Source organism: Devosia sp. MDV22-iso42, from assembly GCF_058629155.1.
In genome coordinates this window covers 32,362-50,954 of the sequence record NZ_JBZVWR010000011.1, presented here as the reverse complement: position 1 = coordinate 50,954, position 18,593 = coordinate 32,362, and the positions used below count along the sequence as shown (strand labels likewise).

The 18,593-nt window shown below is 65.0% G+C and carries 16 protein-coding genes and 1 other RNA gene; 8 read left to right on the top strand and 9 right to left on the bottom strand.

Annotation, left to right across the window (positions count from 1 at the left end):
• Positions 1–2 precede the first annotated feature (2 nt).
• On the bottom strand, positions 3–923 hold the full coding sequence (gene fmt / locus AC4NN3_RS13645; protein ID WP_491927638.1) for a methionyl-tRNA formyltransferase: 921 nt from the start codon (positions 921–923) through the stop codon (positions 3–5).
• A gap of 41 nt (positions 924–964) precedes the next feature.
• Positions 965–1,480, bottom strand: coding sequence for a peptide deformylase (gene def, locus AC4NN3_RS13640; RefSeq protein WP_491927637.1), 516 nt, complete (start codon positions 1,478–1,480; stop codon positions 965–967).
• Between the two features lie 137 nt (positions 1,481–1,617).
• Between def and AC4NN3_RS13635 the strand changes: the two genes are divergently transcribed.
• Positions 1,618–3,045, top strand: a complete 1,428-nt coding sequence (locus tag AC4NN3_RS13635; RefSeq protein WP_491927636.1) for a DNA recombination protein RmuC — start codon at positions 1,618–1,620, stop codon at positions 3,043–3,045.
• A gap of 321 nt (positions 3,046–3,366) precedes the next feature.
• A complete protein-coding gene (locus tag AC4NN3_RS13630) occupies positions 3,367–3,681 on the top strand; it encodes an ATPase inhibitor subunit zeta (protein ID WP_491927635.1) in 315 nt (104 codons plus the stop codon).
• Positions 3,682–3,691: 10 nt separating this feature from the next.
• Here AC4NN3_RS13630 and recR read toward each other — a convergent pair whose 3' ends face one another.
• From recR to ffs, 4 genes are all read right to left on the bottom strand, one after another.
• Entirely contained in the window at positions 3,692–4,288 is a 597-nt protein-coding gene (recR, locus tag AC4NN3_RS13625) for a recombination mediator RecR (protein WP_491927634.1), read from the bottom strand.
• A 58-nt stretch (positions 4,289–4,346) separates the two neighbouring features.
• Complete coding sequence (locus AC4NN3_RS13620; RefSeq protein WP_491927633.1) at positions 4,347–4,670, bottom strand: YbaB/EbfC family nucleoid-associated protein; 324 nt, start codon at positions 4,668–4,670, stop codon at positions 4,347–4,349.
• Entirely contained in the window at positions 4,667–6,427 is a 1,761-nt protein-coding gene (locus AC4NN3_RS13615; RefSeq protein ID WP_491927632.1) for a DNA polymerase III subunit gamma/tau, read from the bottom strand. Before AC4NN3_RS13615 ends, AC4NN3_RS13620 begins: the two co-directional genes overlap by 4 nt.
• A 61-nt stretch (positions 6,428–6,488) precedes the next feature.
• An RNA gene (gene ffs / locus AC4NN3_RS13610) (signal recognition particle sRNA small type) lies at positions 6,489–6,584 on the bottom strand.
• Positions 6,585–6,709: 125 nt separating this feature from the next.
• On the opposite strand from ffs, the gene AC4NN3_RS13605 reads away from it, so the two are divergent.
• The 3 genes from AC4NN3_RS13605 (at position 6,710) to AC4NN3_RS13595 (ending at position 11,073) form a co-directional block, all read left to right on the top strand.
• On the top strand, positions 6,710–7,570 hold the full coding sequence (locus AC4NN3_RS13605; RefSeq protein WP_491927631.1) for an LOG family protein: 861 nt from the start codon (positions 6,710–6,712) through the stop codon (positions 7,568–7,570).
• 408 nt (positions 7,571–7,978) lie between these two features.
• Entirely contained in the window at positions 7,979–9,394 is a 1,416-nt protein-coding gene (gene sthA, locus AC4NN3_RS13600) for a Si-specific NAD(P)(+) transhydrogenase (RefSeq protein ID WP_491927630.1), read from the top strand.
• A gap of 299 nt (positions 9,395–9,693) precedes the next feature.
• Positions 9,694–11,073 carry an FAD-containing oxidoreductase gene (locus AC4NN3_RS13595; protein WP_491927629.1) on the top strand — a complete coding sequence of 460 codons (1,380 nt, stop codon included), beginning with the start codon at positions 9,694–9,696 and terminating at the stop codon, positions 11,071–11,073.
• Between the two features lie 58 nt (positions 11,074–11,131).
• Here the strand turns inward: AC4NN3_RS13595 and AC4NN3_RS13590 are convergent, their stop codons facing one another.
• The 3 genes from AC4NN3_RS13590 to AC4NN3_RS13580 form a co-directional block, all read right to left on the bottom strand.
• On the bottom strand, positions 11,132–12,847 hold the full coding sequence (locus tag AC4NN3_RS13590; RefSeq protein ID WP_491927628.1) for a diguanylate cyclase domain-containing protein: 1,716 nt from the start codon (positions 12,845–12,847) through the stop codon (positions 11,132–11,134).
• A 44-nt stretch (positions 12,848–12,891) separates the two neighbouring features.
• Positions 12,892–13,725: a sugar phosphate isomerase/epimerase family protein gene (locus AC4NN3_RS13585; protein ID WP_491927627.1), complete on the bottom strand. Its 834-nt coding sequence runs from the start codon at positions 13,723–13,725 to the stop codon at positions 12,892–12,894.
• 108 nt (positions 13,726–13,833) lie between these two features.
• A complete protein-coding gene (locus AC4NN3_RS13580; protein ID WP_491927626.1) occupies positions 13,834–15,066 on the bottom strand; it encodes an aminopeptidase in 1,233 nt (410 codons plus the stop codon).
• Positions 15,067–15,221: 155 nt separating this feature from the next.
• On the opposite strand from AC4NN3_RS13580, the gene AC4NN3_RS13575 reads away from it, so the two are divergent.
• From AC4NN3_RS13575 to AC4NN3_RS13565, 3 genes are all read left to right on the top strand, one after another.
• Positions 15,222–15,350: a hypothetical protein gene (locus AC4NN3_RS13575; protein ID WP_269802202.1), complete on the top strand. Its 129-nt coding sequence runs from the start codon at positions 15,222–15,224 to the stop codon at positions 15,348–15,350.
• Positions 15,351–15,485: 135 nt separating this feature from the next.
• Positions 15,486–16,406: a lipid kinase gene (locus AC4NN3_RS13570; RefSeq protein WP_491927625.1), complete on the top strand. Its 921-nt coding sequence runs from the start codon at positions 15,486–15,488 to the stop codon at positions 16,404–16,406.
• A gap of 363 nt (positions 16,407–16,769) precedes the next feature.
• The gene (locus AC4NN3_RS13565) at positions 16,770–18,575 is read left to right on the top strand and encodes an ABC transporter ATP-binding protein (protein WP_491927624.1); all 1,806 of its coding nucleotides are present in this window, start codon (positions 16,770–16,772) and stop codon (positions 18,573–18,575) included.
• The last annotated feature ends 18 nt before the right edge of the window (positions 18,576–18,593 follow it).

The window sequence follows — 18,593 nt, the reverse complement described above, 5'->3', positions numbered from 1 at the left end:
GGTCAGGCAACGGCTGGTGGCAATTGTCCGGCGCCGCGCAGGAAGGTGGCGCCATCCATGGCGCCCTTGCCCTCGCGCTGCACCTGGGTCAGCCGCACGGCGCCGGTCCCGCAGGCAATCGTCAGATTGTCCAGCACTGTGCCGGCCGCCGCCGAGCCGTCGCTCATTGTCGAGCGCAGCGCCTTGACCCGTACCGGCTTGCCACCCAGTTCGATCTCGAACCAGGCGCCGGGAAAGGGCGACAGGCCACGAATGTGATTGTGCACCTCGCTTGCCGGCCGTGACCAGTCGATCCGGCCCTCGGCCTTTTCGATCTTTTTGGCGTAGACGGCGCCGTCTTCGGTCTGCGGGGTGAACTGCAGGCTGCCGCGCTCCAGCGCGGCAAAGGCCCGCCCCATCAGGTCGGCACCCACCACCATCATGGTGTCGTGCAACTCGCCGGCCGTCATGTCCGGGCCGATGGCGATGACCTCGCCCAGCCCGATCGGCCCGGTATCGAGGCCTTCTTCCATCTGCATGACCTGCACGCCGGTCTGGCGGTCGCCCGCCATGATCGCCCGCTGGATCGGGGCAGCACCGCGCCAGCGCGGCAGCAGCGAGCCATGCAGGTTGAGGCAACCCAGCCGCGGCGCCTCCAGGATCGGCTTGGGCAGCAGCAGGCCATAGGCGACCACCACCGCAACATCGGCATCATGGCTGGCAAACACGATCTGCTCGGCCTCGCCCTTGAGCGAACGCGGCGTGAATACCGGCAGGCCGAAGCCCTCAGCCGCCAGGTGCACGGGCGACTTGCGCTCTTCCTGCCCACGTCCGGCCGGCTTGGGCGCGCGGGTATAGACCGCCACGACCTCATGCCCGCTCGAGACGATCTCGGTCAGCGTCGGCACGGAAAATTCGGGCGTACCCATGAAGACGACGCGCATGCGGCAGATTATCCTTGTTGAGCGATCCGCTTGAGGCGGGGCTAGCCGGCAGCGCGCTTGGCGGCCTTTTCGAACTTCTTGATCACCCGGTCGCGCTTGAGGCGGCTGAGATAGTCGATGTAGAGCACGCCATCGAGGTGATCGAGCTCATGCTGGATGCACACGGCCAGCTTGCCCTCGGCCTCGGTGGTGACTTCCTTGCCTTCAAGATCGGTATATTTCACCGTGACCTCATTGGGGCGCTCGACCTCGTAATAGAGCTCGGGAATAGACAGGCAGCCTTCCTCGGTCACCTGCATCTGCTCGCCGAAATGGGTGATCTCCGGATTGATCATCACCAGCGGCGTCGGGGTCTCGTCCTCGCCGGCCAGATCCATCACCACGATGCGCTTCATCACCCCGATCTGCGGCGCGGCCAGGCCAATGCCCGGCGCGTCATACATGGTCTCGAGCATGTCGGCGGCCAGCGCCTTGATCTCGTCATCCACCTCGATGATCGGATCGGTAACGGCCCGCAGGCGTGCATCGGGAATGACAAGAATGGGGCGGATGGCCATGGTTGAGGTCCGGCAATAGGGGAAGTGCCCCTCGATATGGTATTTCCGCGCTTGAGGTCAACTCTTGTGGCACTGGTCCGCTGGCGCCTGCTGCTCAGAACATTACAGGAACGCACCGAATCGGCTAGACTCCGCCCATGGACACAGTGATTTTTATGCTCGGCGACTGGCCGGTTACCTTCCACATCGCCGCCCTGTTCGGCGCCCTTTTGCTCGTTATTCTGCTGGGGACGATCATGCTCGGCGCCGTGCGCGCCAGCGCGGCACGGGCGGAGCGTGCCGCTCAGCAGGCCGTCGAACAGCTGCGCACGAGTTTTCTCACCCAGCTCGGCGAGCGTGACAGCCGCATTCATGAGCTGGACCATCAGCTGGCGCAGGAACGCGAACGCGGCGAGGAACTGCTGGACATCGAGCGCGAAAGGGCCAGCTCGCTGCGCGCCGACAATGCCGGCCTGCGCGCCAGCATGGCCGAACAGACCAAGCAATATGAAGAGAACCTCAAGCGCTTCCTCGAAGCGCGCCAGCGCATGACGGACGAATTCAAGTCCATCGCCGGCGAGGTGCTCAAGAGCCATAGCGAGACCTTCTCCAGGCAGAACCGCGAGCAGGTCGACGTGTTGCTCAAGCCGCTCAACGAGAAGATTGTCGAATTCCAGAGCGAACTGTTGCGTGACCGCGCTACCATGGGCGAACAGATCCGCGCCCTCGCGGCCAGCAATCTGCAGATCACGACCGAGGCGCAGAACCTGACGCGTGCGCTCAAGGGCAATTCCCAGACGCAGGGCGCCTGGGGCGAGATGATCCTCTCAACCATTCTCGAAGGCTCCGGCCTGCGCGAGGGTGAGGAGTTCATCACCCAGACCAGCCATACTGCCGACGACGGCAGCCGCGTCCGCACCGATGTCGAGGTGCTGATGCCCAACAATGACCGGCTGGTCATCGACTCCAAGGTCTCGCTCACGGCCTTCGAGGCCTATGTCAATTGCGAGGACGACGCCAAGGGGCGCTTCCTTCAGGCCCATATCGTCTCCATCCGCAGCCACATCAAGACGCTCGGCGACAAGACCTATCAGCGTCACGCCCAGAGCAAGATGGACTACGTGATGATGTTCGTGCCCATCGAATCGGCGCTGGCGACCGCCATCCAGGCCGATGCCAAGCTGGTGGAATATGGCATGAGCCAGGGTGTCATGCTGACCACGCCGACCACGCTGATGACCGTGCTGCGCACCGTGCGCAATGTCTGGGACATCGAAAAGCGTCACCGCAATGCCGAGGAAATCGCCAGCCGTGCCGGCGCGCTCTACGACAAGGTCGTGGGGTTTCTCGGATCCATGGACAAGCTTGATGGTCATCTCGACAAGGCGCGATCAAGCTTCGATGCGGCCAAGGGCCAGCTGTCGACAGGCAAGGGCAATATGGTGCGCCAGGTGGAAATGCTGCGCGAGCTTGGCGCCAAGTCCAGCCAGATCATGCCGCCCGGCTGGGAAGGCGGCGAGGGCAGGGCGGACAAGCCCGAGCCAACCCTGCGCCTGGTCGGCGACGAGCCGGGCGATCTGGCCTGATCGCGACGGGCCCGCGAACCGCTGATCGGTCGCCGCCTTGCTGCCCCCATAGCCCGGCCTTGGCCCGATGATCCTTCCCGATGCCATTCCGGGCCCAGGCAGCTTGGTCAATCGTGGTGCCAGGGTTACCACGCCATGAACCACATTAACGCGCTATGGCGTCTGTCTTTTATTGTTCCGCGGAATCTAAATGGCAGGTCGGGGCTGTTTGGATGGGTGTGGCCGGCATGCGAACGGTGCAATTGTACGGATTTCAGTGAGTGCCCGTTAGACTTGCGCTCCCATCTTGCCCCTGCAGGGCCAGAAGGCCCAGGGGAAAAGATGACGAATTTGAACAAGGCGAACGAAACCACGGAACGCAAATACTTCGTTATCGAGGAGCGCCGTTTCTATGACCGTGCCCGGGCCGACCGCTCCGCTGGGGCGCTGGTTGCCCATTGCCTGGGGCTCGTAGGCTCTGCGGGTGACGCCTTCGCCGATAGCGTCGTCGAAGCGGGAATTCGCTCCCAGGACGGGCGCGGTGGCTTTGATTTTCTCGCGACCCGGATCGACGCCTGTGGCTATGGCATCGAGCAGCTGCGGCTCTGCTACGCGACGCTGAGCAGTGGCACCGCGCCCCTGGCACAGGCCGCCTGATACAGCCGGACTAGATGGCGGTACGCGCCTTGAGCGCCTGGCTCAGCGTCCCCTCATCGAGATAATCGAGCTCCCCGCCCATCGGCACGCCATGGGCGAGGCGCGTGATCTTGACGGCCGATCCGGCCAGGCGATCGGTGATGTAATGGGCGGTGGTCTGGCCCTCCACCGTGGCATTGACCGCCAGCACGATCTCGCTGTAGTCGGGCGCCCGGGCGATCAGCTCGTTGATGGTGATGTCGTCGGGCCCCACGCCATCCAGCGGCGACAGCACGCCGCCCAGCACATGGTAGCGCACCGCGCCGACCCCGGCCCGTTCCAGCGCCCAGAGGTCGGCGACGTCTTCGACCACGATCAGCATGCCGCTATCGGCGCGGCGCGGGTCCGCGCAGATGGTGCAGGGGCTGACCGTATCGATATTGCCGCAAACCTCGCAGCTGCGCACCGCCACGACGGCGCGATCCAGCGCTGCCGACAGCGGGATCATCAGCTGTTCTTTCTTCTTGATGAGCTGCAAGACAGCCCGCCGGGCCGAGCGCGGCCCGAGCCCGGGCAGGCGTGCCAGCAGCTGGATCAGCTGTTCGATCTCGGGTCCGCCATTGGCCATTGCTGCGCTAGCTCATGCTCGAATTGGTTAGCAGACTGTTAACGTTGAGCGTCACGGCTCAGAACGGCAGGCTCATCCCGGGCGGGATCGGCAGGCCGGCGGTCACCTCTTTCATGCGCTTCTGCATTTCTTCTTCGCTCTTGGCCTTGGCGTCGTTATGCGCGGCCACGATCAGGTCTTCGAGTACCTCGACATCGTCTTCCTTGAACAGGCTCGGATCGATCTTGAGCCCCTTCATCTCTCCCTTGCCGCTCAGCGACACGGTGACCATGCCGCCGCCGGAGCGACCTTCCACAACCAGCGCAGCAAGCTCGGCCTGCATGGCCTCCATCTTGCCTTTCATCTCGCTGGCGGCCTTCATCATACCCATGATGTCTTTCATTCGTCGTCCTCTTCGGGTGGGGGCGGGGGAACCTCATCGACCACGGCGGCGTCATCGCGCACCTTGACGTTGACCACCTTGGCCCCGGGAAATGTCTCGAGTATGGCCTTGACCAGCGGATCCTCATGCGCGGCGGCATGATGAGCCTGGGTACGCTGTTCTGTTTCCTGGCGCACCGTCAGCCCTTCGGGGGGCTTGGACGATACCATGATCAGCCAGCGCTCGCCGGTCCAGAGCTGCAGCCGCGCCGAGAGCGTGGCGATGATGCCCGGATCAGTGCCGTCGAGCAGCGCCACCTCTATGCGGCCCTGCTCGAACGAGATCGGCCGCATCGAGCCTTCGAGCGCCAGCTTGACCAGCACATCGCGCTTCGCCTGGGCCAGGGCGATCAGTTCCTTGTAGCTGCCCACCGTAGCCAGAGCCGGCGCGATGACCGCCTGCGGCACGACAGGCTGGCTGGCCACGGCCTCGGTGGCGACGATCCGGGGCTGCTCCACCCGCATGGCCGACGCGCCGCCGGAAGAACCGCCTGACGGGCTGCCGGACGGCCCGCGCGGCAGCGGCATCATCGATTGCTGGCTGGGCACCGGTGCCGGCTGGTTGGCCAGCTTGGCAATCAGGTCGTCGGGGCTGGGCAGGTCGGCGGCATAGGCCAGCCGGATCAGCGCCATCTCGGCGGCCTGCAGGCCATTATTAGCCCGCGCCACCTCGTCATGTCCCTTGAACAGGATCTGCCAGGCCCGCGTCAGCGCCCGCATGGGCAGCTTGCCGGCCAGCTCGGCGCCGCGCCGCTGCTCGTCCGGGGTCAGCGACACGTCGTCGGCCGCGGCCGGCACGACCTTGATGCGCGTCACCAGATGGGTGAAATCGGCCAGATCGGCAATCAGCGTCTGCGGATCAGCGCCCATGTCATAAAGGCTGCGCATCGTTTCGATGGCCTCGCCGATCCGGCCGCCCATCAGCTCCTCGAACAGATCGATGATCCGCGCCCGGTCGCCCAGGCCGAGCATGGCCTTGACCGTCGCCGCCGTTACCGTGCCATTGCCATGGGCGATAGCCTGATCGAGCAGGCTCAAATTGTCGCGCGCCGAGCCTTCGCCGGCCCGCACGATCATCGCCAGTGCTTCCGGCTCGAAGGTGATGCCTTCCTGGCCCAGGATCGATTGCAGATAGGCCGACATGATCTCGGGCGTGATGCGGCGCAGGTCGAAGCGCATGCAGCGGCTCAAAATTGTCACCGGCACCTTGCGGATTTCGGTGGTGGCAAAGATGAACTTCACATAGGGCGGCGGCTCTTCGAGCGTCTTGAGCAGGCCGTTGAAGGCCGCTGTCGAGAGCATGTGCACTTCGTCGATGACATAGACTTTGTAGGGCGCCGATGAGGGGGCGTATTTGACCGAGTCGATGATTTCGCGAATGTCGCCGATACCGGTATTGGAGGCAGCGTCCATCTCGATCACGTCGACATGGCGACCCTCGATAATGGCACGGCAGTGCTCGCCCTCGACGCTGAGATCGAGCGTGGGATGCGGGCCGCTGGCATCTTCATAGTTGAAGGCGCGGGCCAGGATGCGGGCGGTGGTGGTCTTGCCCACGCCGCGCACGCCGGTCAGGATGAAGGCGTGGTGGATGCGGTTCTGCGTGAACGCATTGCCCAGCGTCTGCACCATGGCATCCTGGCCGACCAGGGTGGTGAAGTCGCGCGGCCGGTATTTGCGGGCGAGAACGAGATAGGGCGAGGTCGTAGCGTCAGCCATCGTGCCCCTCTAGGTCAAGCTTCGGGAATCTGCCTGTGATCATCAGACCATCATAGTGGCAAGTAGGAGGCTGGCAACGACCCGTGAAGGTCTCGTTGGGGCTGCTTCCTTCCGGACCTGACCCGGTTGGCGAGGAACACGTCCGCGCCAACCTCCCGGCCGCTATATGCGAATTTATTGCGCCCATGGCAAGGCCTGCGCGCAAACTGTGACACGGGGCCTTGCGTTGCGATCCCTGCCACCTTGGGCTAGACGGGGCGACAGCACAGGAGAAACGTCTACATGGCCAAGCGCCACCCCACCACCCTGCGGACCTCCAAGGAGGATATCGCTTCCGCCAAGCTTGCGCCCCGGACGCCCCAGACGGAATCGTCGGCCTTCCGTCTTGCCTTTGCCGATGACGAGTTTCTGACCTCCGAAGATACGCGCGGCATCCGCTTCCAGCTCGAATATCTCAAGCCCGAATTCACCCTGCGCGAGCGTGGCATCAATTCCACGGTCGTGCTGTTCGGCGGCGCGCGCATTCCCGAGCCGGGCAAGGACGCCTGGGCCGCCAAGAACGAGGTGCAACGCACCAATCTCAAGGCGGCATCGCGTTATTACAACGAGGCCCGCCGCTTCGCCCAGCTGGCCTCGGCGACGGCCAAGAGCCTCGACAACAAGGATTTTGTCGTTGTCACCGGCGGCGGGCCCGGGGTGATGGAAGCGGGCAATCGCGGCGCCACCGATGTCGGCGCACCCTCGATAGGCTTCAATGTGGTGCTGCCGCATGAACAGGCGCCCAATGTCTATGTGACGCCCGAACTGAGCTTCAATTTCCACTATTTTGCCACGCGCAAGATCCACTTCCTGATGCGCGCGCGGGCCGTCGCCGTCTTCCCCGGCGGCTTCGGCACGCTCGACGAGTTCTTTGAAACCCTCACCCTGATCCAGACCGGCCGCATGGCCCGGGTGCCCCTGCTGCTGTTCGGCAAGGAGTTCTGGGGCAAGGTGCTCCACCTGGAAGCCCTGGCCGAAGCCGGCACCATCTCGCCGGGCGATCTCGAGCTGTTCTCGGTGGTCGATACGGCCGATGAGGGCTGGGACATCGTGCGCGCCTTCTACAACCTGCCCCAGATCGACGAGGTCCTGCGCGGCGATTAGCCGTGCCGAAGCGCCGCCTGCAACGCGGTGATCAAACGGACGGGCCCCGAGGCGGTTGCCGCCTCTGGTAAGTTAAAAAATGAGACGGAAACCGCCTCGGGGCGCCGGTTTTTGGAACTGTCCGGTTCTAGGGGTCGCTCGCCCTGTCGCAACCGAACTTGGAACCTGTGGAGGAGGCAAAACCGCCACCCGGCCCACCCCACCACTGTTCGCCTGCAGGCCGCCCGCGCGGGGTGATGGACGCCATTATGCGCGCGGCCGTGGACCCGGGGATAAGTATCTGCACCGGCAGGCATGGCCTCTGCGCCCCTTATAGGCCTGCCTTTCGCTGGGCCACATTGCCTCGCCGGCAATGGCAGTGTCACAGTGCCTCGATAGGCGTTTGCGCGTCGAATCGGGGGTAGAAGCTTGGAGAAGTTTGATCTCGTTGTCATCGGCAGCGGCCCGGCCGGGCGCCGTGCGGCCATCCAGGCCGCCAAGCTGGGCAGGTCGGTGCTGGTGGTCGAGGATCGCCTGCGGCTCGGCGGCGTCTCGGTGCATACCGGCACCATTCCCTCCAAGACCCTGCGCGAGACGGTGCTGAACCTGTCCGGCTGGCGCGAGCGCGGCTTTTACGGCCTGTCCTATCGCGTCAAGAAGGACATCGAGGGCAAGGATCTCGGCGCCCGGCTGCGTATGACGCTGGACCACGAGATCGAGGTGCTCGAGCATCAGTTCGCCCGCAATGGCGTGCGCACCTTTGGCGGCATGGCCCGCTTCATCGATGCCAACCATGTCTGCGTGACCGACCCGAGCGGGGAAGAACACAAGTTCGGCTTCGAATTTGCCGTCATCGCGGTGGGCACGACACCCCATCGTCCGGCCAATATCCCCTTCAACGACCATTCCGTGGTCGACAGCGACAGCCTCGTCGCCGAGCCGCGCGTGCCGCGCAGCCTGACCGTGGTGGGCGCCGGCGTCATCGGCATCGAATACGCCACCATCTTTTCCGCGCTGGACGTACCGGTCACCATCATCGAGCCCCGCGACACCATTCTCGATTTCATCGACCGTGAGATCATCGAGGAATTCACCCATGACCTGCGCAAGCGCGGCATGACCATCCGCTTCGGCGCCAAGGTGGAAAAGGTCGAACTCGATGCCCAGGGCTGGCCGGTGGCGACGCTGACCGACGGGCGCACCATCCGCTCCGACATGCTGCTCTATGCCGCCGGCCGCTCGGGCGCCACGGCCGGCCTGGGACTGGAGAACTGCGGCATCACCCCGGCCGAGCGCGGCCGGCTCAAGGTTGACCCGGTGACCTTCCAGACCACAACCCGCAACATCTATGCCGCCGGCGATGTCATCGGCTTTCCCTCTTTGGCCTCGACCTCCATGGAGCAGGGGCGCATCGCGGCCCTGCATGCCTGTGGCGCGGCCATGCCGCCCGCGCCGGAATATTTCCCCTATGGCATCTACGCCGTGCCGGAAATCTCCACGGTCGGCCTTACCGAGCAGGAAGTGCGCCAGCGCGGCATCCCCTATGAGAGTGGCGTGGCGCGCTTCCGCGAGACCTCGCGCGGCCATATCATGGGCCTGCAATCGGGCATGATGAAGCTGATCTTCTCGCTCAAGACGCGCAAGCTGCTGGGCGCGCATATCGTCGGCGAGGGCGCCACCGAGCTGATCCATATCGGCCAGGCAGTGCTCAACCTGGGCGGCACGCTGGACTATTTCGTCGAGAACGCCTTCAATTATCCCACGCTGGCCGAAGCCTACAAGATTGCTGCGCTGGATGCCTGGAACCGCATGCCGCGCACCACACCCATGGCGCCGATCGAGTAGGCAGGAAACCATCTCTGCACGCTCAGTCGACAATCCTCCCCCGCCTGCGGGGGAGGGGGACCGCCCGTCGGGCGGTGGAGGGGGGCGCCACGAGTGCAATGCTCTGACGTGTCCCGCCTTGACCCGGCAGGCCGGCGCATGCTGCCCCCCCTCTCCACCACGCTGCGCGTGGTCCCCCTCTCCCGTAAACGGGAGAGGAAAGCCGTCCGAACATTCTGCCCCGATGGGGCTGACCCACCTTTTATCTAGCGCGCCAACCCCCTCCCCCCTAAGCTGTTGCCATTACACGGGGACCAGCCATGTCAGACCAGTTTGATGCCATCATCATCGGTGCCGGCCAGTCGGGGCCCTTTCTGGCGGCGCGCCTGGCCTCGGCCAGCAAGACCGTCGCGCTGATCGAGCGCGAGCATCTGGGCGGCACCTGCGTCAATGACGGCTGCACCCCCACCAAGACGCTGGTCGCCAGCGCCCGCGCCGCCTGGGCCGCCCGCCATGCCGGTGATTTCGGCGTGGTGGTCAAGGGCCCGGTCAGCGTCGACATGAAGGCCGTCAAGGCCCGCAAGGATGCGGTGGTTGGCGCCTCGGTGCGCAGCTTGACCGAGTGGATCGGCGGCATCGACGCGATCGACTATATCGAGGGCGAGGGCAGCTTCGTCTCGCCCACTGCGGTCAAGGTCGGCAGCCGCACCGTGACGGCGCCGCAGATCTTCATCAATACCGGTGCCGCCGCCAGCGTGCCCGATTGGCCGGGTCTGCGCAGCGTGCCCTTCCTGACCAATACCACCATGATGAACCTCGATACCCTGCCGGGCCATCTGGTCATCGTCGGCGCCAGCTATATCGGGCTCGAATTCGCCCAAATGTATGCCCGCTTCGGCGCCAAGGTGACGGTCATCGAGCGCGGCGGGCGGCCCGCTTCGCGCGAGGACGAGGATATTTCCGCCTGGATCCGCCAGATCATCGAGGCAGAGGGCGTCACTTTCCTGTTCGATACCACGGTGGAATCGGTGGCCCGCGCCGGTGGCGGCGTGCTGCTCTCGCTCAAGACCGGCGAGCGGCGCGCCTCGGTGGAGGGCACTCACCTGCTGGTCGCCCTGGGCCGCACGCCCAATACCGCCGCGCTGAACCTGGAAGCTGCCGGGGTCAAGACCGACAAGCGCGGCTATATAACCACCGACGAGCATCTGCGCACCAATGTCCCCGGCATCTGGGCCATGGGCGACGTCAATGGCAGGGGCGCCTTCACCCATACCTCCTACAACGACTTCGAGGTGGTCGCCGACAATGTCATCGATGGCGGCAAGCGCTCGGTGGCCAACCGCGTTCCGGTCTATGGCCTGTTCATCGATCCGCCGCTCGGCCGCATCGGCATGAGCGAGACCGAGGTGCGCCAGTCGGGCAAAAAAGCCCTGATGGCGACGCGGCCCATGGACCGGGTCAGCCGCGCCAAGGAGCGCGGCGAGACGCAGGGCATGATGAAGGTGCTTGTGGATGCCGAGAGCAAGCTCATCCTCGGCGCGGCCATTCTGGGTATCGGCGGCGACGAAGTGGTGCACAATCTGCTGCAGCTGATGGTTGCGGGCACCCCCTACACCACCATGATGGAAACCATGCACATCCATCCCACGGTGAGCGAACTGCTGCCCACGCTGCTGGCCGATCTCAAGCCGCTCGACTAGAGCGCTTGAGCAAAAGTGTCTTCACTTTTGCGGTTCGAAAACGCGACAGCTCAAAGACCTAGAGCTCGCTGAACAGCCTGGCCGCGCCGCGGCCCACGGCCTTGGCGGCGTAGCAGGCGGCGTCAGCCTCGCCCATGAAGCCCAGCGATGAGGACGGCTTGGCCGTGACCACGGTGACGCCGATGCTGGCGCTGATCTGGTAGGTCTGCCCGGCCCAGTCGAACAGCAGGGCGCCAATCGCCCGCACGATCTTGTCGGCGATCAGCGTGCCGCCCGAGGCCGGGCAGTCGAGCAGCAGCACGGCAAATTCGTCGCCGCCGATGCGGGCAGCCAGGTCGTGCTGGCGGCAGCTGCCGCGAATGGTCTGCGCCACCTGGCGCAGCAGGGCGTCGCCGGCCGCGTGGCCCGCCGTATCATTGACCGGCTTGAAGCGGTCCAGATCGACATAGAGCAGGCAGTGCTGGTGCTGCCCGCCGGCCGTGCCGGCAATCGCCGCATTGAGCGCCCGGTCGAAGGCAGCCCGGTTGGGCAGGCCGGTCAGGTCGTCGTGATTGGCCGAATGGGCGAGCTGGCGCTGCATGGCCCGGCTTTGCGTCACATCCTGGAACACCAGCACCGCACCAGCCAGCTCATTGCCCGCAGTCTTGACCGGCGAGGCCGTGCAGCGGATTTCCCGCTCGATGCCGGTCGGTCCGATCAGCACCATGTCGTCCTCGATATGGCTGGCGGTATCGGTGGCCAGGCACTGCGCCACCGGGCAGGGCTGGCGCTCCCCGCTGTCGCCGGCAAACAGGGCAAAGATGTCACGCACCGGGCGGCCCAGCGCTGCCTGGCTGCTATAGCCCGTCAACACCTGGGCGGCCGGATTGATGAAGACGATATTGCCCTCGGCATCGGTCGAGATCATGCCGTCGGCAATCGCCTCCAGCGTCACCCGCAACCGTTCCTTTTCCGCCGCCAGCTCCAGCTCGATGGTCTTGAGATGGGTAATGTCGGTATCGGTGCCCAGCGTGCGCACCGGATGGCCGGACGCGTCCCACTCCACCGGCTTGCCGCGGCTGAGGATCCACACATAGCTGCCGTCGCGCTTGCGCTCGCGATATTCGAGCGCATCGAAGTCGGCATCGCCGCGATCCTGCTTCTCGACATTGTCGAGCACATGCTGGAGGTCGTCGGGATGGATCCGCGCCAGCCACTTCTGCTGGTCGCCATCCACCACCTCGTCGGGCGGGATGCCGCGCATGATGCGCCACATGCGCGAGTAGAACATGGCGTCCGTGCGGATGTCGTGATCCCACACGCCCTGGCGGGCGCTTTCCAGGGCGTAGTTCCAGCGGCTCTCCGAATAGGCCAGGGCGGCTTCGGCCTGTTTCTGCCGTTCGATGCTGGTCAGCTGGACAATCAGGTAATGCGGCGCCTCGGGCGCATCGTCGCGCAGCACGGAAGCCGCCACCGCCACCCAGATCGGATTTCCGTCGGCATGACAAAACCGGTGCTCGCCGCGATAGTCGTCGGCCTCGCCGCGCATCAGGCGCTGCAGCTGCTGCGCCCCGGCGCTCTCGTCATCCGCATGCACCAGATCGAGGATGGGAACCGCGGCACCAACCTCATGCCCCAGAATGCCGTGAAACGCCTGGTTGGCATAGACCACGTGGCCCGTCATGTCGCACACCACCATGCCCACGGCGGCATGGTCGACGATGCGCAACAGCATGGCGTCCACCGGCGCGAAGCGGTGCAGCGGCAGGACGGCAGATGAGGACCGGAACGGCATCCGCTCAGTGTGAGACCGTTCCGTTAACAACTCGCTTAGGGAGCTCAGACCTCGGCAGAAGTGATGAAGTCCCGCTCAATGCCCAAGCCATGCCATTCGCTGGGGATCTCGCTGTCAAAGATCAGCGTATAGGGCCCCTTGTAGCCGGCGGCTTCCGCCAGCGCGACGCACTGGCCGTAATCGGCTTCGTCCAGATCGCCATCGATGAAGCTGGCCTTGGCGTGGCACAGTTCGGCCCTGTTGAAGATCGACTTCAGGTCGGCATATTTGCCCGGGCCGCCCCAATTGCCGAAATCAGCCAGCAGGCCAATGCGGCCATCGAGCTTGTCGAGCAGGAAATGCACATGCGCCGGCTCGGCCAGCAGGTCAAACCAGTTCTCGGTGACGAGACGAACGCTCGAGCCGGCATTGCCGTCGGCCAGCGCGGTCAGCGCCTTGACCGAGCGGTCCAGGGCATCGCGCGTCGGCTTCTGCTTGCCGGCGATGATCCGCGCATTCTGCGCGCCCAGCTCATTGGCCGTCTCGATCCAGCCGGCAATCCAGGCCTGGTCGCGGGCGCCATGCTCGGGATGGCTGATATCGCCGGCGTCGATCAGCAGGGTCTGCAGCGTGACATTGGCAATCTTGAGCTGGTCGCGCAATTCGCCCAGATAGACCGGGTCGCGGCTGCGCAGGTGGAACGAAACCACTTCGAGCCGGTGATAGCCGTGATTGGCCAGCACCGATGGCAGGCCCAGCAGCGTCTCTTCGCCTTCGCCATAGGTTTCCTGCATCGGCCCGACTTCGGACGTGGTCAGATCATGCGGATAGGTGGTGCCGAGCAGGCGGTGCAGCGACCAGGTCGAAACGGCAATACGGTCAGCGCTGATAGTGGACACGATAAACTCTCCATTTGACCGGCAGAGTCCCACGCCGCTGCGCGGGACTCAACCGGTAATATCGTCAGCCGGCCCAATGCCGGCCGGACCTGTCGCCGTCGGCAGGCCTCAATAGGCCCATTCGCCCTTGCGCATGACCGGCTCGACGCTGCCATCGGCATGCACGCCATCGATGTCGATCTTGTCGCTGCCGATCATCCAGTCAATATGGATATTGGAGCTGTTGCCGCCCCGCGCATTGATCTCGGCCTGGCTCAGGTCCTTGCCGCCGACAAAGCAGTCCGAATAGCACTGCCCCTGGGCGATGTGGCAGGACGCGTTCTCGTCATAGAGCGTGTTGAAGAACAGCACGCCCGAGGCGGAAATCGGCGAGGAGTGCGGCACCAGCGCGACTTCGCCCAGGTGGCGGCCACCCTCGTCGGTGTCGAGCACCTTGTTGAAGATGTCCTGCCCCTTGGACGCCTTGAGTTCGACCAGTCGCCCGCCCTCGAAGCGCGCCTGCATTTCTTCGATCAGCGTGCCGTTATGGCTCAGCGGCTTGGTGGCCGCGACATGGCCATCCACGCGCAACCGGTGCGGCGTGGTGAACACTTCCTCGGTGGGGATATTGGGGTTGCAGGTAATGCCGTTCTTGGCCTCGGACGCGCCGCCCTTCCAGCGGTGGTCATCGGCCAGGCCCACGGTCAGGTCGGTGCCCGGGCCGGTATAGTGCAGCGCCGAGAAGGCCTTGCCGTTCAGCCACGTCCAGCGCGCCTTGAGATTGGCATTGTGCTCGGCCCAGGCGGCAATGGGATCGTCGACATCCACGCGGCTCGCCTTGAAGATGGCATCGGCCAGCTTGCCGACCGCGACCTCTTCACTGTCGTCGGGAAAGACCAGTTTCGCCCAGGCGGCGCTGGGATAGGAGACGATGTTCCAGTTGATGTCAAAGCCGGTGATCAGCTGTAAAGCCGGCTTATAGGCCGCCGAATTGGCGCGCTGCGCCCGGCTGACCTTGTCGGGGTCCTGGCCCGCCAGCATCATCGGATTGTCGCCGGCAATGGCCAGGCGGGCCGCATTGCCCTTGAAGGCCTCGGCCATGCCCGAATAGAGCCAGCCGGCGGCCTTGTCGAAGCTGGCGTCATGGCCATGCTGGTAGCGCGCCAGGGTGGCTTCCTCGTCCGAATAGATTGTGGTGACCAGGCCCGCGCCGGCCTTGTAGGCGTGCTCGGTGATGCGGCGCACCAGGGGGGCGGCGGTCATCGGCGCGGTCATGATCAGGTCCTGGCCCTCGGCCAGTTGCAGGCCGACCTTGATGGCAACCTGGGCGAGCTTGTCGAGCTTGACGGGATCGATGGTCATGGGGCGAAAGCCTTTGCTTTGAATCGGTTGGCCGGAGCCTAGTCCCGCCGCGACCGCTGCGCCACCCGGACAAAACGCAAAATTGCTTGACCTGAATCAATGGTGAAAAGCCCCTGTCATGCGAGCACGGAGCCATCGCAAGAGGAGTCTGATCGATGGTTGCAAATCTGGGTTTGGCGCTGGTCGTGATCAGCAGCCCGTTCGTGCTGTTTATCGCCGCACTGGCCTATGGCGCGTGGATGACGCGCGACAGCAAGCTGACCGGTTCCACCGCCGCGCAGTGATCGCCAGCCGAGGCCCGGCGACGCAGTGATCTTGGGCATGTCGGCCTGCGCCGCATGACCAATCGGTAATAGTGTCGCCCCTTGCACCGGGCCGGCAGACAGGCCATGTCGGAGACAAACCAGCTCCGGACGCCCATGTCAGCCCTTCCCGCCCGCCGTCGTGCCCTCATGCTCGTCAATCCCAATGCCCGCCGGGGGACCGCCGCGCTCGAACCGGTGGTCGATCATCTGCGCGCCGGGGGCATCGATGCCATCATCGAGCGCTTCAATGCGCCCGAGGAAGTGTCGGCCGACATTGCCCGGCGCCGGCATGAGGCGGACCTGGTGATTGTCTGCGGCGGGGACGGCACCATCAATTCGGCCGCCAGGGGCATATTGGAGACCGGCCTGCCCATGGGCATCATGCCGATGGGCACGGCCAATGACCTGGCGCGGACCCTGGGCATTCCGGACGACCTGTTCAAGGCCGCCGACGTGATCCTGGCCGGCCATCTCAGCCGGGTCGACCTTGGTGAGGTCAACGGCCATCCATTCTTCAACGTGGCGAGCCTGGGCCTCTCGGTCGATCTGGCGCGCGGCCTGACGCCTCAGGCCAAGCGGCGCTGGGGCAAGCTGGGCTATGGCCTGGCCGCCCTCAAGGTGCTGCTGAAGGCCAAGCCCTTTCGCGCCGAGATCATCAGCGACATCGGCACGGTCAGGGTCAAGACGCTGCAGATTGCCGTCGGCAATGGCGTGCATTATGGCGGCGGCACCGTCATTCATGCCGATGCCACGATCGAGGACGGGCACCTCGACCTCTATAGTCTCGAGCTCGAGAGTGTTTGGAAGTTCGGGCTGATGCTCGGCGCCTTCCGCCGCGGCGAGCATGGCGTCTGGGATGAGGTGCGCACAGCCAAGAGCACCGAATTCGATATTCGCACGAGAGAGCCGATGCCGATCAATACCGATGGCGATATCGTCACCCAGACCCCGGCGCATTTCATCATCAGGCCGAGCGCCATCTCGGTGTTTTCGTCCATGGCGTCGGCGGCAGAAACACACGCCGCGGCGGCCTGATGGCCACGCAGCGTCCGCGATAGGGACAGGGCGACCAGCCGCCCCCCTGTGGCTTTCGCACATCACTCGGTGCCTGGACGCATGCCACCCGGTTGGCAAGGCCGTGCACTTTCGCTACAAACGTCGAACCGCTCCAGATCACCAGCAAGGGAGGCGTTGCATGACAGTGGCATTCATCGAACTTCCCGCAGGCACGTCCAGGGCCTAGGCCCCTGCCATTCGTGGTCCGCCCATAAGGCGCGCCGTCGCGGTTTCTCCCCCAGCCCCCCCGATCTCATCGATCACTTTGCCTGGCTGGCTGTGCCTTTTCATTTCTGAAGTTTTTGAGGGCCGACTGCCGGAGAACGGAGTCGGGCTGCCATTATGAGTCGCAAGAAACTCGATTTCCGGGCCGACGCCTTCCGCGACGTGCTCGGCTATACCTTCCGCCACTGGGCCAAGCAGCCCTGGCGCGCCACGCTCATCGCCGTTCTGGTGCTGACCGCCACCCTGGCGGAGGCGTTCAGCCCGATCTTTGCCGGCCGCATGGTCGACGCCATTGCCTCGGGCAGCGGCATAGACGACGCCTTCTGGGGGCCGGCCATGGGCGCTTTCGCCACGATGGTGACGCTCTATCTGGGCGCCGTCGTGCTGCGGCAGCTGGTGTTCTTCAACATCATCAGCTTCACGCTGGCCATGATGAAGGACGTCATTGCCGATGCCTTTCATCGGGTACAGCGCTTTTCCACCGACTGGCACGCCAACAGCTTTGCCGGTTCCACGGTGCGCAAGATCACACGCGGCTCGGGCGCGCTCGACCTGCTCAATGACACGCTGCTGGTGGCGCTGCTGCCCTCGGTGGTCATGCTGATTGGGGCGACGGCCATCCTGGGTTCGGTCTGGCCCGTCATGGGCCTGGTCGTGGGCCTCGGCTCGCTGATCTATGTCGGGGTGACGGTATGGCTCTCGGTGAGCTTTGTCGCGCCGGCCGGCACGCTGGCCAATGCCTGGGACACCAGGATGGGCGGCGCCCTGGCTGATGCGGTCAGCTGCAATTCGGTGGTCAAGGCCTTCGGCGCCGAACAGCGCGAGGAAGCCATTCTCGAGCGGGTGGTCGGCAAGTGGCGCCTGCGCACGCGCCGGCTGTGGCAGCGCGGCACCCTCAATGGCGGCGCCCAGGGGCTGATGATGGCCGCCATGCAGGCCTCCATTCTGGGCACGGCGCTATGGCTCTGGCGGCAGGGCCTGGCCACGCCGGGCGATATCACCTTTGTGCTGACCATGTTCTTCGTGCTGCAGGGCTATCTGCGCGATGTCGGCCAGCACATCCGCAACCTGCAGCGCTCGGTCAACGACATGGAAGAACTGGTGGCCCTGGGTGAACAGCCCATGGGCATCGACGACCAACCCGGTTCCGGCCCGATCCGCATCACGGACGGGGCCATCGCCTTCGACAACGTGACGTTCCAATATGGCGCCCATGCCACCCCGCTCTACAAGGACTTCTCGGTCACCATCGCGTCGGGCGAGCGCGTCGGCCTGGTGGGGCATTCCGGTTCGGGCAAGACGACCTTCGTCAAGCTCATCCAGCGGCTCTATGACGTCAATGCCGGGGCGATCACCATCGATGGCCAGAACATTGCCGAGGTGCAGCAGTCGAGCCTGCGCGGCCAGATCGCCATCGTGCAGCAGGAACCCATCCTGTTTCACCGGACCCTGGCCGAAAACATCGCCTATGCCCGTCCGGGCGCCACGCGGGCCGAGATCGAGCTGGCGGCGACGCAGGCCAATGCGCATCACTTCATCACCGGTCTGCCCAAGGGCTATGAGACCATGGTGGGCGAGCGCGGGGTGAAGCTGTCCGGCGGCGAGCGCCAGCGCGTCGCGATTGCGCGGGCCTTCCTGGCCGATGCGCGGCTGCTGATCCTGGACGAGGCGACCTCGAGCCTCGACAGCGAAAGCGAGGCGCAGATCCAGGAGGCGATGGAGCGGCTGATGGTGGGCCGCACCACTTTGGTGATCGCCCACCGCCTGTCGACCGTGCGGGCGCTGGACCGGCTGCTGGTCTTTGACAAGGGCGCCATCGTCGAAGAGGGCGATCACCAGGCGCTGATCAAGCTCAAGGGCGGCATCTATCGCGGCCTGTTCGAGCGCCAGGCGCTGGAACTGACCAAGGGCATGGTGGCCTGATAATGAAAAACGCCGGGG